The 14,950-nt window shown below is 34.8% G+C and carries 12 protein-coding genes and 3 tRNA genes; 8 read left to right on the top strand and 7 right to left on the bottom strand.

Annotated features, from left to right (window positions below; translation table 11 throughout):
* Positions 1–314: 314 nt before the first annotated feature.
* Positions 315–2,111 (bottom strand): translational GTPase TypA, encoded by a 1,797-nt coding sequence (gene typA, locus EKM03_RS04165; protein WP_126456299.1) that lies wholly within the window; start codon positions 2,109–2,111, stop codon positions 315–317.
* A 172-nt stretch (positions 2,112–2,283) separates the two neighbouring features.
* Here typA and EKM03_RS04160 point away from each other — a divergent pair, with 172 nt between their 5' ends.
* Positions 2,284–3,996, top strand: a complete 1,713-nt coding sequence (locus tag EKM03_RS04160) for a PAS domain S-box protein (RefSeq protein ID WP_126739918.1) — start codon at positions 2,284–2,286, stop codon at positions 3,994–3,996.
* Between the two features lies 1 nt (position 3,997).
* A complete protein-coding gene (locus EKM03_RS04155) occupies positions 3,998–4,402 on the top strand; it encodes a response regulator (RefSeq protein WP_126460385.1) in 405 nt (134 codons plus the stop codon).
* A gap of 70 nt (positions 4,403–4,472) precedes the next feature.
* On the opposite strand, the gene rpsT is transcribed toward EKM03_RS04155, so the two are convergent.
* The 5 genes from rpsT to proS form a co-directional block, all read right to left on the bottom strand.
* The gene (rpsT, locus tag EKM03_RS04150) at positions 4,473–4,724 is read right to left on the bottom strand and encodes a 30S ribosomal protein S20 (RefSeq protein WP_091166799.1); all 252 of its coding nucleotides are present in this window, start codon (positions 4,722–4,724) and stop codon (positions 4,473–4,475) included.
* A 33-nt stretch (positions 4,725–4,757) separates the two neighbouring features.
* A tRNA-Glu gene (locus EKM03_RS04145) sits at positions 4,758–4,829 on the bottom strand.
* A gap of 41 nt (positions 4,830–4,870) precedes the next feature.
* A tRNA-Glu gene (locus EKM03_RS04140) sits at positions 4,871–4,942 on the bottom strand.
* A gap of 46 nt (positions 4,943–4,988) precedes the next feature.
* Positions 4,989–5,060: transfer RNA gene (locus EKM03_RS04135), tRNA-Glu, on the bottom strand.
* Positions 5,061–5,138: 78 nt separating this feature from the next.
* Positions 5,139–6,617 carry a proline--tRNA ligase gene (gene proS, locus EKM03_RS04130; RefSeq protein WP_126739917.1) on the bottom strand — a complete coding sequence of 493 codons (1,479 nt, stop codon included), beginning with the start codon at positions 6,615–6,617 and terminating at the stop codon, positions 5,139–5,141.
* A 100-nt stretch (positions 6,618–6,717) separates the two neighbouring features.
* Between proS and EKM03_RS04125 the strand changes: the two genes are divergently transcribed.
* The 5 genes from EKM03_RS04125 to EKM03_RS04105 all read left to right on the top strand — a co-directional run bounded on the left by EKM03_RS04125 (position 6,718) and on the right by EKM03_RS04105 (position 12,435).
* Positions 6,718–7,770 (top strand): hypothetical protein, encoded by a 1,053-nt coding sequence (locus EKM03_RS04125; protein WP_126739916.1) that lies wholly within the window; start codon positions 6,718–6,720, stop codon positions 7,768–7,770.
* 52 nt (positions 7,771–7,822) lie between these two features.
* The gene (locus tag EKM03_RS04120) at positions 7,823–9,403 is read left to right on the top strand and encodes an OmpP1/FadL family transporter (protein WP_126739915.1); all 1,581 of its coding nucleotides are present in this window, start codon (positions 7,823–7,825) and stop codon (positions 9,401–9,403) included.
* A 262-nt stretch (positions 9,404–9,665) separates the two neighbouring features.
* Positions 9,666–10,979 carry a 30S ribosomal protein S12 methylthiotransferase RimO gene (rimO, locus tag EKM03_RS04115; protein WP_126460374.1) on the top strand — a complete coding sequence of 438 codons (1,314 nt, stop codon included), beginning with the start codon at positions 9,666–9,668 and terminating at the stop codon, positions 10,977–10,979.
* Between the two features lie 38 nt (positions 10,980–11,017).
* The gene (locus tag EKM03_RS04110) at positions 11,018–11,497 is read left to right on the top strand and encodes a hypothetical protein (protein ID WP_126460371.1); all 480 of its coding nucleotides are present in this window, start codon (positions 11,018–11,020) and stop codon (positions 11,495–11,497) included.
* A gap of 35 nt (positions 11,498–11,532) precedes the next feature.
* Positions 11,533–12,435, top strand: a complete 903-nt coding sequence (locus EKM03_RS04105; protein WP_126554391.1) for an N-acetylmuramoyl-L-alanine amidase — start codon at positions 11,533–11,535, stop codon at positions 12,433–12,435.
* Positions 12,436–12,889: 454 nt separating this feature from the next.
* Here EKM03_RS04105 and EKM03_RS04100 read toward each other — a convergent pair whose 3' ends face one another.
* The gene (locus EKM03_RS04100) at positions 12,890–13,939 is read right to left on the bottom strand and encodes a porin (RefSeq protein ID WP_126561913.1); all 1,050 of its coding nucleotides are present in this window, start codon (positions 13,937–13,939) and stop codon (positions 12,890–12,892) included.
* A 607-nt stretch (positions 13,940–14,546) separates the two neighbouring features.
* Between EKM03_RS04100 and EKM03_RS04095 the strand changes: the two genes are divergently transcribed.
* On the top strand, positions 14,547–14,855 hold the full coding sequence (locus EKM03_RS04095; RefSeq protein ID WP_126460363.1) for a hypothetical protein: 309 nt from the start codon (positions 14,547–14,549) through the stop codon (positions 14,853–14,855).
* Positions 14,856–14,950: the final 95 nt, after the last annotated feature.

Genomic DNA, 14,950 nt, shown 5'->3' with positions numbered 1-14,950 from the left:
CCTACTTATCATTATGCGGAATTAGCCCTTTCTATTTATGCTGTCGGGCTATCCGCGCTACTTCGGTAGCTTGCTGCTATCCATCATGCAAATCCCGGATAATATTATTTATGAATATCAATTAATCTAAATTTTATGGTACAATACCGTCATAGTTAAAATGTGTCGCAAAAAAATAACTGATATTTACACCTCACAAGAGGCCATTAAAATTGTGTAGCAAACAGCGAATTAAAACCAATAAAAGGGATCTAAACACCAAAAAAAAAGCCATTCGAATCAACGAATGGCTTTTCAGTTTTATAAAAATAAAATTAGATTTTAAATCTTTTTCTATCCGTTTCTGTCAAATATATTTTTCTCAAACGAATCGATTTTGGAGTTACCTCAACATATTCATCTTTTTGAATGTACTCTAAAGCTTCTTCAAGAGAGAAAATAACTGGAGGAATAATTCTAGCCTTATCATCATTTCCTGATGAACGAACGTTAGATTGTTTTTTCTCTTTAGTTACGTTGACACACATATCATCGCTACGGGAGTTTTCTCCAATTACTTGACCTTCGTAAATTTCATCATTAGGATTAACGAAGAATCTACCACGATCTTGCAATTTATCGATAGAGTAAGGAATCGCTTTTCCTTTCTCCATAGAAATCAATGACCCTTTGTTACGTCCAGAAATTTCTCCTTTGTAAGGCTCATATCCTATAAAACGGTGTGCCATAATAGCCTCACCAGCTGTAGCAGTAAGCAATAGGTTACGCAATCCAATGATTCCACGAGACGGGATATTGAATTTTATGATCATACGCTCCCCTTTAGTTTCCATACTCAACATTTCTCCTTTACGGAAAGAAACAAACTCTACCGCTCTTCCAGACAAATTCTCTGGTAAGTCGATTGTCAATTCCTCAATTGGCTCACATTTTTTACCGTCAATTTCTTTGATGATAACTTGTGGTTGCCCAATTTGTAACTCATACCCTTCTCTTCTCATTGTTTCAATAAGAACAGACAAGTGAAGTACTCCACGACCAAAAACCATGAACTTATCCGCTGAATCAGTTTCACCCAATTTCATCGCTAAGTTTTTTTCCAATTCTTTATTCAACCTGTCTCTGATATGACGAGAAGTTACAAACTTACCTTCTTTCCCAAAAAAAGGAGAGTCATTGATGGTAAATAACATACTCATCGTTGGCTCATCAATAGTAATTGTTTGTAAGGCTTCCGGATTTTCAAAATCAGCGATAGTATCCCCAATTTCAAAACCTTCAACTCCAATAATTGCACAAATATCTCCAGCAATTACTTCTTGCACTTTTTTACGACCTAATCCTTCAAAAGTATGTAATTCTTTAATACGTGATTTCATGATTACACCATCTCTTTTGCACAAAGAAATCTGCATTCCTTCTTTCAAAACACCTCTTTCTAAACGACCAATAGCGATACGACCTGTAAAAGCAGAGAAGTCTAATGAAGTAATCAACATTTGAGGAGTTCCTTCTGATACTTTAGGAGCCGGTACATTAGCAATAACCATATCTAATAATGCTTCCACATTATCAGTTACGTTTTCCCAATGATCAGACATCCAATTGTTCTTAGCTGATCCGTAAACTGTTGGAAAATCCAACTGCCACTCTTCTGCTCCTAATTCGAACATTAAGTCAAAAACTTTTTCATGCACTTCTTCAGGAGTACAGTTTTCTTTATCTACTTTATTAATAACAACGCATGGTTTCAAACCAAGGTCTAGTGCTTTCTGTAATACAAAACGAGTTTGTGGCATAGGCCCTTCAAATGCATCTACTAGTAGACAAACACCATCAGCCATATTCAATACACGCTCTACCTCTCCACCAAAATCGGCGTGACCAGGAGTATCAATAATGTTGATTTTTGTTCCTTTGTATACTACAGAAACATTCTTTGAAGTAATGGTAATACCTCTTTCACGCTCTAAGTCGTTGTTGTCAAGGATTAAGTCACCTGTATTTTCGTTATCGCGAAATAACTGACAGTGATACATAATTTTATCAACCAAAGTTGTTTTACCGTGATCGACGTGGGCAATAATTGCAATGTTTCTAATAGATTCCATCTGTGATTTTTAATGGGTGCAAAGGTACACTTTATTTTGATATAAAAAATATTTATGTAATAGTTTACATATTCTTAACGCATTAGACACAGAAATAGGTCTTTAAAAAAATCACGAAAAATAAGTTATTATGTTGTTTAATAATTCACAAATAATTATTTATATTTGAGTAATGAAAAGTAAAACCAATCAAATAATTATCATTTACATTGTAATTTCAATGTTTGTAGCAACCATTAGTCATAAATTATTACAACCTTTTATTTCTGATTCAAACCACCAATTTTACACTTTCACAAAAGACATCTTATACATATTTTTAACCGGAATAATTTTCAAACTCATTTTATCAAAAAATGACACTCGAAACATATCCATTTTTGAAAAGCTGAAAAACACAAATGATGAAATAAAGGAATCGAATGAACAATACCATATTGTAGCAAAAGCGACAAGTGATACTATTTGGGATTGGAAAATACAAGAAGACAGCTTTTCTTGGAACAAAGGTATTGAAACTGTTTTTGGCTATAAAGAATACGAAGTTGGTAATAGTTCAAAATGGTGGTTTGATAAAATTCACCCCGAGGACAGTATTAAAATGTCTGTCAAACTCTACTCTTTTATCGAACAAAAAACCGAAAACTGGCAAGATCAATACCGTTTTAAATGCGCTAACGATTCCTATAAGTATGTTCTTGACAGAGGTTTTCTCTTGAAAGATGAAAATGGGAAAGCCGTTAGAATGATTGGAGCCATTCAAGACATCACAAAACAAAAAGAAGAAGAACAAAGACTAAAATTGCTAGAGACTGTTATTATTCAATCAAAAGATTCCATCATCATCACCGAAGCCAATTCGATCGACGGAAATATCCCAAATATCACCTACGTAAACCCGGCTTTTTCAATCATGTCAGGATACAATTCCGAAGAAAGTATAGGAAAATCTCCAGAACTTTTTAATAGTCCCAATTCAGATTACGAGGAATTAAAAAAACTGATAGCCGCTATACAAAATAAAGAAGAGTGCATTATTGAAACCATCAGCTATACAAAAAACAAAAAAGAATACTGGGTACGCTTCTCCATGATACCAATATACAATACTGATAACGAACTTTCACATTGGATCTCCATCCAGAGAGACATCACTGATGAAAAAAAACAAGAAAAGGAAAAAGAACAGCTTATTCGAGAGCTAACACAAAATAACAAAGATCTAAAACAGTTTTCGTACATTACTTCACACAACATTAGGGCTCCATTATCAAATTTGACAGGACTTTTGAACTTAATCGAAGACATTCCTATTGATAATCCAGAGTTAAAAGAAATTTTATATGGCTTCAATAAATCTACGCATTTATTAAACGAAACCATTAATGACTTAGTCAAAGTAATCATCATCAAAGACAATCCATCAATCAAAAAAGAAGCAGTACTTCTTCAAGATATTTTTGAAAATGTGTTCAATCAACTCAACTTTCAAATTGAATTATACAAACCCATTATAAAAATTAATTTTGAAAAAGTTTCAATTATCAACATCAATAAAGCGTATATAGAAAGCATTTTACTAAACCTATTAACCAACGCTATAAAATACAAATCCGAAAATAGAAAACTAAAAATAACAATCACAACCAGCGAAATTGACGACACAATTGTATTAATTTTCAAAGACAACGGAATAGGCATCGATCTGGAAAGAAACAGAGATAAAGTTTTTGGCCTTTACCAGAGATTTCATAATTATCCGGACAGCAAAGGATTAGGGCTCTATTTAGTAAAATCTCAAGTTGAAACTATGGGAGGAACAATTAATATTGAAAGTGAAGTCAATAAAGGAACTATATTTACATTAACTTTTAAAAATAAATAATATGTTAGATACAATTTTATGTGTTGATGATGACCCAATAACACTTATGCTATGCAAAAAAGTAATCAACAAATCATCCTTTTCTAACGAAATAATTACTTCTCAAAATGGCGAAGAAGCGCTGAAATACTTTAATACTATCAGACAAAATAATGATGACAAACACCACCATCCGCAATTAATTTTTTTGGATCTAAATATGCCCGTAATGGGAGGATGGGAATTTCTGGATTATTTTAACAGCCCGGAGTTTTCAGATTTTAGTGCTATTAAGGTAATTGTACTTTCTTCTACAATTGATCCGGAAGACTTAGAAAAAGCAAAAAAATACCCCATGGTAATTGACTTTTTATCAAAACCAATAACCCTATCTATGCTTGAATATTTAAAGAATAAGATTAGCTAATATTACCCATAAAAAAAACTCCCATCCTAAGAATGAGAGCTTTTTATTTATATAAAATAAATTGTTTTAATTACAATTTAGCAACAAGCTTCGTTAATTTAGATTTTAAATTAGACGCTTTGTTATCATGAATGATATTCTTTTTAGCTAATTTATCAATCATAGAAATCACGTTTGATAATTTAGAAGTAGCATCTACTTTATCAGTCGCTATTCTTAATGCTTTTATAGCATTACGAGTAGTTTTATGTTGGTATCTATTTAATACTCTTCTCTTTTCGTTACTTCTAATTCTTTTTAGAGCTGATTTATGATTTGCCATTTTATTATGTTTTTATCTTTTACTATATTTTTGTAGTCCGTAAGGGAATCGAACCCCTGTTACCAAGACGAAATCTTGGCGTCCTAACCCCTAGACGAACGGACCATTATCCCCTAAGTTTTATCAATTAATCAAAATTGAATTTGTAGCCCGTAGCGGAATCGAACCGCTCTTACATGGATGAAAACCATGCGTCCTAACCGATAGACGAACGGGCCATTTTCCCTCTGAGTTCGGGATCACTTTAACCTGCAAAAAAAATAGTAGCCCGTAGCGGAATCGAACCGCTCTTACATGGATGAAAACCATGCGTCCTAACCGATAGACGAACGGGCCCTGCTTCTCTAATGCGGATGCAAAAATACAACTATTTTTGAAACGTACAATAGTACATGCAAAAAAAATTATTTTTTTTTAATATGCCTTCGCAAACAGTACTCGGCCTACTGAGTTTTCACCAGTAAAAACGCAGCTTCCCGCTTCTTCTATTCGGTCTAAAGGGATGCATCTGATGGTTGCTTTCGTTAAGTCTTTAATCTTTTCCTCAGTTGCTGCAGTTCCATCCCAATGTGCTGATACAAAACCTCCTTTCGCATCTAAAACCGCTTTGAACTCTTCAAAACTGTTTACCTCAGTAACATGTGTATTTCTATATTGCAATGCTTTTTCAAATAATTCTTTTTGAATTTGCGCTAGTAAATCGTTGATATACGTTTCAATTCCATCTTTAGAAACGACTTCTTTAGTCAATGTATCTCTTCTTGCAACCTCAAAAGTTCCATTTTCTAAATCTTTAGGACCTACAGCAATCCTAACTGGCACCCCTTTTAATTCCCATTCTGCAAATTTAAAACCAGGCTTTTGAGTGGTTCTGTTATCATATTTGACAGCGATTTGTAATTTTCGCAAAGCCACAGTCAAAACAGTTACTGCTTCAGTTATTGCCGCTAATTGTTCCTCTGTTTTATAAATAGGAACAATCACGACCTGAATAGGCGCTAAACTAGGAGGCAATACCAGGCCTTGGTCGTCTGAATGCGTCATCACTAATGCCCCCATCAAACGAGTAGAAACACCCCACGAAGTTCCCCAAACGTACTCTTGCTTTCCTTCGGCTGTAGCAAATTTGACATCAAATGCTTTAGCAAAGTTTTGCCCTAAAAAATGTGAAGTCCCCGCTTGTAATGCTTTACCATCCTGCATCAACGCTTCGATACAATAGGTTTCTTCTGCTCCAGCAAAACGCTCGGTTTCAGTTTTTATTCCTTTTATAACTGGAATTGCCATAAAATTCTCGGCAAAATCAGCATACACATGCATCATTTTTTCTGATTCTTCTACCGCTTCTGTTTTAGTAGCGTGAGCGGTATGCCCTTCTTGCCATAAAAATTCTGCGGTACGCAAAAACAATCTCGTTCTCATTTCCCAGCGCACCACATTTGCCCATTGGTTAATCAGTAATGGCAAATCTCTATACGATTGTACCCATCCTTTATAAGTAGACCAAATAATAGCTTCACTTGTAGGACGTACAATTAATTCTTCTTCTAATTTTGCATTGGGATCCACCATTAGTTTACCAGGTCTGTCAGGATCGTTTTTTAATCGATAATGGGTAACAATAGCACATTCCTTAGCAAAACCTTCTGCATTTTTTTCTTCGGCTTCAAACATGCTTTTAGGAACAAATAGAGGGAAATATGCATTTTGATGTCCGGTTTCTTTAAACATTCGATCCAACTCCGCTTGCATTTTTTCCCAAATTGCATATCCGTAAGGCTTGATAACCATACACCCCCTCACCCCTGAATTTTCGGCTAAATCGGCTTTGACAACCAACTCGTTATACCATTTTGAATAATCTTCCGCTCTTGTAGTTAAGTTCTTACTCATGTTTTATATTTTGGCACAAATTTTGTTTAATATTTATTTAACTAATAATTACGCAAAACTAACTATTTTTGTATTGTCCAACAATAAAAACTCCACATATATGAAAACTACCCCTTTTTCCGCCCCGAACACATCAATATATTATACGATCAGTTTTTTAACACTATTGTTGGCCTCTTGCAGCTCTTATCAAAACAGTTCGTACTATGATTCTGACGGAATATATGGTAACACTTCCTACAAAATTACTGAACGAGAACCACAAAATGATCCAAATAACCAATATACTGCGTATTTCAATTCACTTCAAAACAACTACCAATCCAATGAAATTTTTACAGATGTAGATACTTACAGTGATTATGATTTAGAAAATGACACTCTTCAGGAAAACTACACTACTTATCCTGGATGGGGAGGTAATGCGCAATCCGTAAATGTCTATGACAACGGATGGGGTATGAATAACTGGTACGGAAACAATTGGGGTATGAACAATTGGGGCATGAATAACTGGTACGGAAACAACTGGGGATTTAACGGTGGTTTTGGATGGGGAATGAACATGGGATTTGGGTGGAATAACTGGTATGGCAACAATTGGGGATGGAACAACTGGTATGGAAACAATTGGGGATGGAACAATTGGTACGGTAACGGCTGGAGAAACTATGGAGATGGTCAAAACAATGTCAATTATTCTTCTAATGCAGGCCGAAGAGGGTCTTCGTATTCCAATTCAAATACGATAAACAACACCAATCAAACAAGCAGAGAATATTCCCGAAACCAAACCAATACCACTATTGGCAGACGAACTAATAACGCCAACTTTAGAAACAACACCACTGATTTGCGACGAAACGCAACGAATAGCATCAACCGAACAAGTCCTACATTCTCTAGGAATCAAGGTCAACCACAAAACAGTTCGTACAATACTCCCAGAAGAAGATCCGATATAAACAATGTGCGCAATCAAAACAATGCGCCTTCACGATCTTTCACACCAACAAGAAATGACAACAACAGCCCGTCGTCTTATAGCCCTAGTTCAAACATGTCCAGATCTAATAATTCAGGTGGCGGAAGATCTGGTGGTAGTGGTGGTGGTAGATCATCTGGCGGTGGTGGAAGAGGTGGAAGAGGATAAAAAATAGTGCGGAACCATCCTTTTTGATAAAAATTAAATATCCCAACAAAAAATGAAAAAACACCTATATTTATTACTCGCTGGCTTATCGTTTACCGTAGCCCAATCACAAGAAATTTCTGATGCACTTCGGTATTCACAGGACAATTTAAATGGAACAGCCCGTTTCAGAGCCATGAGCGGTGCTTTTGGAGCGCTTGGGGGCGACCTGTCATCTATCAATGTAAACCCTGCTGGTTCAGCGGTGTTTACCAATAATCAAATGGCTGTTACATTGACTAACTTCGATACTAAAAATAATTCAAATTACTTTGGCGGGACAGCAACAGAGAAAGAAAACTCCTTTGATTTGAATCAAGCAGGAATTGTATTTGTTTTTAATACCAGAAACCCAAACAGCAAGTGGAGAAAAATTTCCTTGGCCATAAATTATGAAAACGCCAATAATATTGATAATGGGCTGTTTTCAGCAGGAACCAATCCAAACAATTCTATAGCTAATTATTTTTTGAGTTATGCCAATAATGGGAACGGCGGTGCTCCTGTTCCTCAGGATTTTGTAAACACAAATCCGGGAGAATCTATATCCCAATTGTATTCTTTCTTGGGTAGTAATCTTCCAAATGGTCAATATCCAAATTTAAGTGGCTTCGCAGCTCAGCAAGCTTTTTTGGGGTATCAAGGTTATGTTTTAAATGCCGCAGACGAGTCCAATAACAACTCTACTTTTTTATCCAACGTTCCTGCTGGAGGAAATTATTATCAAGAAAATTCCGTTTACAGTACGGGATACAACGGAAAATTATCCTTTAATGCAGCAACCTCTTATAATGACCAATTTTATTTTGGACTAAATTTAAATTCTCACTTTACTGATTTCAATAAATCGTCTAGCTTTTACGAAGACAATAGCAACCCATTAGGCACTAATGATCAAATCACAAGAGTACAATTTGACAATGATCTTTATACTTACGGATCGGGATTTTCATTTCAAGTAGGTGCTATTGCAAAAATTACTAACGAAATTCGAGTAGGTATGGCCTATGAATCTTCTACATGGTATACTTTGAACGACGAGCTTTCACAAAAGTTAATTACGGTAAGCGGCAATTCAACCGGTGAATTACCACAAGATGTGGTAGACCCGCAAGTGGTTAATGTTTACGAACCCTATAAATTGCAAACGCCAAGTAAGTTGACCGGGAGTTTTGCCTACGTATTTGGAAAATCTGGATTAATCAGTATCGATTACGCTTTTAAAGATTACAGTGACACCAAATTTAAACCTGAAAACGATCCCTTATTCAGAACCTTAAATAATGACATGAATGAATTGCTCAACGTTACCGGAGAGTTAAGAATAGGTGCCGAATATAAAATTAAGGCATTAAGTCTAAGAGCAGGATACCGGTACGAACAAAGTCCGTATAAAAATGCCGTAACCGTGGGTGATTTAACTGGGTATTCCGCAGGTTTAGGATATAATTTTGGATCTACCAAACTGGATTTAGCCTATTCCTATGCCAAAAGAAATTCCCAACAAGGTTTTTTTAACCAAGGATTCACTGATGGAGCAAGTATAGATGCTATTAACAACAATGTTTCTTTGACACTATTGTTTGAGTTGTAACGTCCTGAAAAATGAATTAGAAAAATCCGTTTCGTGATTGTGAAACGGATTTTTTTTAGCCCTGATGGCAGTGAAAATCCTCCCGATTATTTTCGGGAGATTACTTCCTCTAGTAGTCATTTTTATAGGAGTTCAGTGAACTTTGTTTGTAGCGTACAGCAGGAATAGCTCCTTAAAAAGTGTAAAAGAAACAGAAACAAGTTCCGTTTGAATAAAAAAGTGTAATTTTGCAAAATTCCCAAATTATCGGGATTCTAATGTTATGAGAACGAAGTCTTTAAAAAAGAATAAAATAAACGTGATCACTCTTGGGTGTTCAAAAAATGTATATGATAGTGAAGTGCTTATGGGTCAGCTACGCGCAAGCGGCAAAGACGTTACGCATGAAGCTCCGGAAGCCGAGGAAGGAAATATCATTGTAATAAATACCTGCGGATTTATTGATAATGCCAAGGCCGAATCTGTCAACATGATTCTGGAATATGCGGACAAAAAAGAAAGAGGATTAGTTGATAAAGTATTTGTTACTGGATGTCTGTCCGAGCGTTACCGACCTGATTTAGAAAAAGAGATTCCAAATGTGGATCAATTTTTTGGAACTACAGAGCTACCACAATTATTAAAAGCCTTGGGAGCGGACTACAAGCACGAGTTGCTTGGAGAACGACTGACTACAACTCCAAAAAATTATGCCTATCTAAAAATTTCCGAAGGTTGTGACAGACCATGCAGTTTTTGTGCAATACCCTTAATGCGAGGAAAAAACGTTTCACAAACAATTGAAAAACTGGTAAAAGAATCCGAAGGTCTAGCAAAAAATGGCGTTAAAGAATTGATCTTGATTGCTCAGGATTTGACGTATTACGGATTAGATATCTACAAAAAAAGAGCGCTTGGAGAACTACTGGAAGCTTTAGTTAAAGTAGAAGGAATTGAGTGGATTCGTTTGCATTATGCTTTTCCAACCGGTTTTCCTATGGATGTACTGGAAATCATGAAACGCGAACCTAAGATTTGTAATTACATTGATATTCCGTTGCAACACATTTCAGATTCAATTTTGAAATCCATGCGTCGCGGAACAACGCAAGCAAAAACAACAAAATTATTAAAAGAGTTTCGCGAAGCAGTACCTGGAATTGCAATACGCACCACTTTGATCGTAGGATATCCCGGAGAAACACAAGAAGATTTCAATATATTGAAAGACTGGGTTCAGGAAATGAAATTTGATAGAATGGGCTGTTTTGCTTATTCTCATGAAGAAAACACACATGCCTATTTACTGGAAGATGATGTTCCAGATACTGTAAAACAAGAGCGCGCCAATGAGATTATGGAGTTACAATCACAAATTTCATGGGATTTAAATCAGGAAAAAGTAGGTCAAACGTTCCGATGCATCATCGACAGAAAAGAAGGTGGCCATTTTGTAGGCCGAACTGAGTTTGACAGTCCAGACGTAGACAATGAGGTTTTAATAGATGCATCAAAACATTATGTAAAAACAGGAGAGTTTGTGATGATCAAAATTATCGAAGCAACGGAATTTGATTTGTACGGAGAACCGGTATAATTTTTTAAACGATTTTTTAATATTTTAAAATGCTACACATGAAAACAATTCAATCAGTACTAGTGATCACATTTGTATTATTATCAGTCCACACCATTTCAGCACAATACGGAAACGGCGGTTATAATAATGGATATGGAAACGGGAACGGTTACGGAGGAAATCGTAGGATGAATAGCGGAATGGATCAAACCAGAACTCCTGAAAAACCTAAAGAAATTCCTGTTGAAGTTTCAGTTGCTAAAATAATGGAAACTATAAAACCGGAACTTAATCTGGATGAACTCCAAGTGGTAGCAATGTCTAATATCTTCATTGAAAGCTTCAGAACTCAAGGAATGCTTCTAAAGGCAGAAACCAGTCAGGAAGATAAAATTAAAAACATCGAGGCACTATCTGAAGTTACCGATAGAAAATTAATGGCATTATTAAATGAAGATCAGAAGGAAAAATTCATTATTTTAAAAAAAGAGCAGAAAAATCCAAAAAAATCAAAGTCTAAAAAGAAATCGAAATAATCGTTTTTTTATTTCATTATAAAACTCAAATCCTAATGAGAAATATTTTTTATACCCTATTTTTCGCCCTTGCTATTGCTGCTTGCTCCACAAATCCATACAAGAAAACTGAAAAGGTATATGACACCAAACTCAAAACATTAAAAAAAACGATTTCTAATAAGGATCCTAAACCCCTTCCGGTTGTTCCTCCGGTTGAATTAAACAGAGATACATTATACACGCAGCAATTACATACCTATAAGGATACTATTTTCAAAATGGGATCTACGTTTTTGGAGAATGGAATCAATACAAAATGGATTGGTACCGTCAATTTTAATTTACGCAAGCCTAATTTTATCATTATTCATCATACAGCGCAAGATTCATTGCAACAAACCATAAATACATTTACAAAAACAGAAACTCAGGTAAGTTCCCATTATGTAATTTCAGATGATGGTAAAGTCGTGCAAATGCTGAATGACTACCTAAGAGCCTGGCATGCCGGAAATGGCTCTTGGGGAAAAAATACGGATATTAATTCAGCTTCTATAGGAATTGAACTCGACAATAACGGATCCGAAGTGTTTTCAGAATCACAAATCAATAGCTTATTAGCCCTTCTAACTAAGTTAAAAAAAGATTATAACATTCCTGCTCAAAACATTTTAGGTCATGCGGATATTGCCCCAACCAGAAAAAAAGATCCCAGCGCCTTATTTCCCTGGAAAATTTTAGCCGAAAAAGGTTTTGGAATTTGGCCTGATGAATTTCTACAAACAGCTCCTTTTGATTTTAATGTCGATCAGGGATTACGAATTATTGGGTATGACACTAAAAACATATCTGCTGCTATTATTGCTTTTAAACTTCATTATATTCAAGATGAAGTTACTGATGTTTTAGATGAGAAAACAAGAAATACCATTTATTCTATTTACAAACAACAATAGCAAAAGCCCCTAAAACAATCCTAAACGGTTTTTTGAATTTTCAAAGAGCCGTTTTTTGTGTCCAAAATTGAATAATTAATATTTCTCCAAACCACTGCCGAAATTATTAATGAGTACTGAAGTAAAACCAAAATCGGCATTAGTTTTTAGTCATACATTGGCACTCGTTGGATGCAATTGTTCAAAACGTCAATCCGAGTGTTTTTTGTGGAGTAAAACGGAACAAAGCTTCTCGATACGCTTCGCACTTGAAGTGACGTGTATCGAGAACTGTTTTTAATACTAATTTTCTAGTTCTTGATATAATCCCGCCCAAAAGCGGGATCATTCGAACTGACGAAAATTTCCATCAAAAACTAATTACACCCAACGGGTACTTTAGGAAATTTTAAACAAAAAAACTGCCAAAATACAAAAGAGTATCCTGGCAGCAAAAAAAATATTGTTTTAAATACTAGAATGAATAGGTTGTAGCGAGCAGTGCAAATGCGGTCAAGACTTTTGGAGCAGCATCATTATTTGAAAAAATAGCTTCAGAGGCGGAGTCAAGTCTGAATTCCGGAATGATAGTCAAGTTACCAACCTTGTAGTTTAATGACAATGTATTCCCTATAACACTAGTTCCAGCAAGCAATCCCAGCGCAGGAGTTGCCTCTTTTGCATCTAAATATTCCAATCTGTATGTCAGACTTAGGGATTCTTTTATAGCAACATTTGCATAGCCTACTAATGCAAACCACTCTCCATCCAATGAACTGTCAAAGTCGTTATCAGTCATTGCATACGTACCATTAAACCCTAAGGAAAATGCGTCACTAAGTTTCTTTGTTCCAACGAAATCAAACTGCGTCTTATTTTCATCAGAAGCTGGATTACTACTACCAGATGTTACATTAAAAAAGGCGCTACCTGTATCGCCCAGAAACGCAAGTTGCCCTATAAACGTTTTTTGAGTTGAGCCTGCATCAATAGTAGATTTAAAATCTGTAGGATTAGTAACTCCCGCCATAAAACTGAATTTTCCAGTAGTATATTGTGCTTTTACCCCTGTATTAAAAAAGGGTCCGTAAGTAAAGGCATAGGACATACTGTAGTTTTTATTATCGACAGCATCCAATAATTCATATCCCAGATGAGTTCCAAAACTACCAGCAGTAACTTTGAACTTATCTGAAAATTCATATGTGAAATTTAATTGCTTAATCATAAAAGTTGCATTGGTATCATTATAAGTAAACTGAGCGGCTCTGTTACCAAAACCTAAATCTACAAAAACAGAACCTTTACCCCTTTTATGTGACGCTTCGATAGAAACCATTCCTAGTTCAAACGAGTTATGAGAATTAGTAAAACTTGTCAAACTGTTGTCTATTCCGGAAAAATCATATTTGTAATATGCATCTGCAGATCCTGCAAAAGTTGTTGCTGGAACCGCAGAGCTTTCTTGTGCAAATATAAAAGTTGTGGTTAGCAATACTGCTAAGATAGTTACTGTTTTTTTCATCTTTAAGGTGTTTTAATTAATAATACAGCTTGGTAATTATTTGGTTTTGGTTACTATTTAAAAAAATCAGAACTAAAATAATTGCTAAAAACATTATTTTATGCTGCTTTTGGTGTGAATTTTTCCCTAATCCTAAAGCGAATTTATTAACTTTTACTCCACTTAAATTACTATTTCCCACTTTTTTATCTTGTTTAGAAAAGAATTATCAATAACGAAAAATCAATAAAAAAAAATCATTATTCCATATTTTTACGAAAGTATTTTAAAAATTCAATAATTAAATTTTACATTACACCCCCTATTTTTTTGATTAAAATAAATTTAAAATATAAAAAATAGAATATTATTAATAAATAAATATACTTAATAACAACAACCCCCATAAAAAATACAGTTAAAAAAAATTAAATATTTTTTACTAAATTTAAATAATTTTGTTTTTTTATAGTTCTACGTTTTGTAACACAAAAAAAATATTCTTTTTTTTTAAGTCTAAGAAACGAGTTTCAATGAAAATTAAACAGTAACAAAAAACGTTTTTTCTATTTTTTATTTTATGAAAATTTTAATGGTAACTCCCATTCAATTGTATTAAATTTATACCATGCTTCGTACCCTAATTAAATTAAATCTTATAGTCCTTTTTATTGCTTTTTCCGTTACATGGATTAGTGAGGCAGTTGCTGTTTTTGTCATTGACAGGAAATACGAAGTGTACGAAGTGTTTGAAAATAATACGGAAGAAAACAATTTCGAGAATAAACTAAAAACGCTTTTCATAGGTACCGTAGCCCTCCCAAATGCATTAGCATACGATTCCATTGTTCCAAACAGAATAAACGCTTTGGATTTATTCAAAGCAAAAGAGTCGCATTTAAAAAATTCAACTCCACCTCCGGAGGGCATCGCTTGATTTTATTATATGTTTCCTAATACACCAAAAGGAGCTATACCCATATAAAGCCATTACACACTTGAGATATGATTTACTATCGATAGCAATGAACT

Origin of the sequence: Flavobacterium sp. GSP6 (assembly GCF_003984855.1) — a bacterium.
Lineage (GTDB): Bacteria > Bacteroidota > Bacteroidia > Flavobacteriales > Flavobacteriaceae > Flavobacterium.
This window is presented reverse-complemented; position numbering and strand designations above follow the sequence as displayed.

Coding starts and splice junctions, on each gene's coding strand:
- typA (WP_126456299.1), bottom strand. CDS start 2,111: ATGGAATCTATTAGAAACATTGCAATTATTGCCCACGTCGATCACGGT.
- EKM03_RS04160 (WP_126739918.1), top strand. CDS start 2,284: ATGAAAAGTAAAACCAATCAAATAATTATCATTTACATTGTAATTTCA.
- EKM03_RS04155 (WP_126460385.1), top strand. CDS start 3,998: ATGTTAGATACAATTTTATGTGTTGATGATGACCCAATAACACTTATG.
- rpsT (WP_091166799.1), bottom strand. CDS start 4,724: ATGGCAAATCATAAATCAGCTCTAAAAAGAATTAGAAGTAACGAAAAG.
- proS (WP_126739917.1), bottom strand. CDS start 6,617: ATGAGTAAGAACTTAACTACAAGAGCGGAAGATTATTCAAAATGGTAT.
- EKM03_RS04125 (WP_126739916.1), top strand. CDS start 6,718: ATGAAAACTACCCCTTTTTCCGCCCCGAACACATCAATATATTATACG.
- EKM03_RS04120 (WP_126739915.1), top strand. CDS start 7,823: ATGAAAAAACACCTATATTTATTACTCGCTGGCTTATCGTTTACCGTA.
- rimO (WP_126460374.1), top strand. CDS start 9,666: ATGAGAACGAAGTCTTTAAAAAAGAATAAAATAAACGTGATCACTCTT.
- EKM03_RS04110 (WP_126460371.1), top strand. CDS start 11,018: ATGAAAACAATTCAATCAGTACTAGTGATCACATTTGTATTATTATCA.
- EKM03_RS04105 (WP_126554391.1), top strand. CDS start 11,533: ATGAGAAATATTTTTTATACCCTATTTTTCGCCCTTGCTATTGCTGCT.
- EKM03_RS04100 (WP_126561913.1), bottom strand. CDS start 13,939: ATGAAAAAAACAGTAACTATCTTAGCAGTATTGCTAACCACAACTTTT.
- EKM03_RS04095 (WP_126460363.1), top strand. CDS start 14,547: ATGCTTCGTACCCTAATTAAATTAAATCTTATAGTCCTTTTTATTGCT.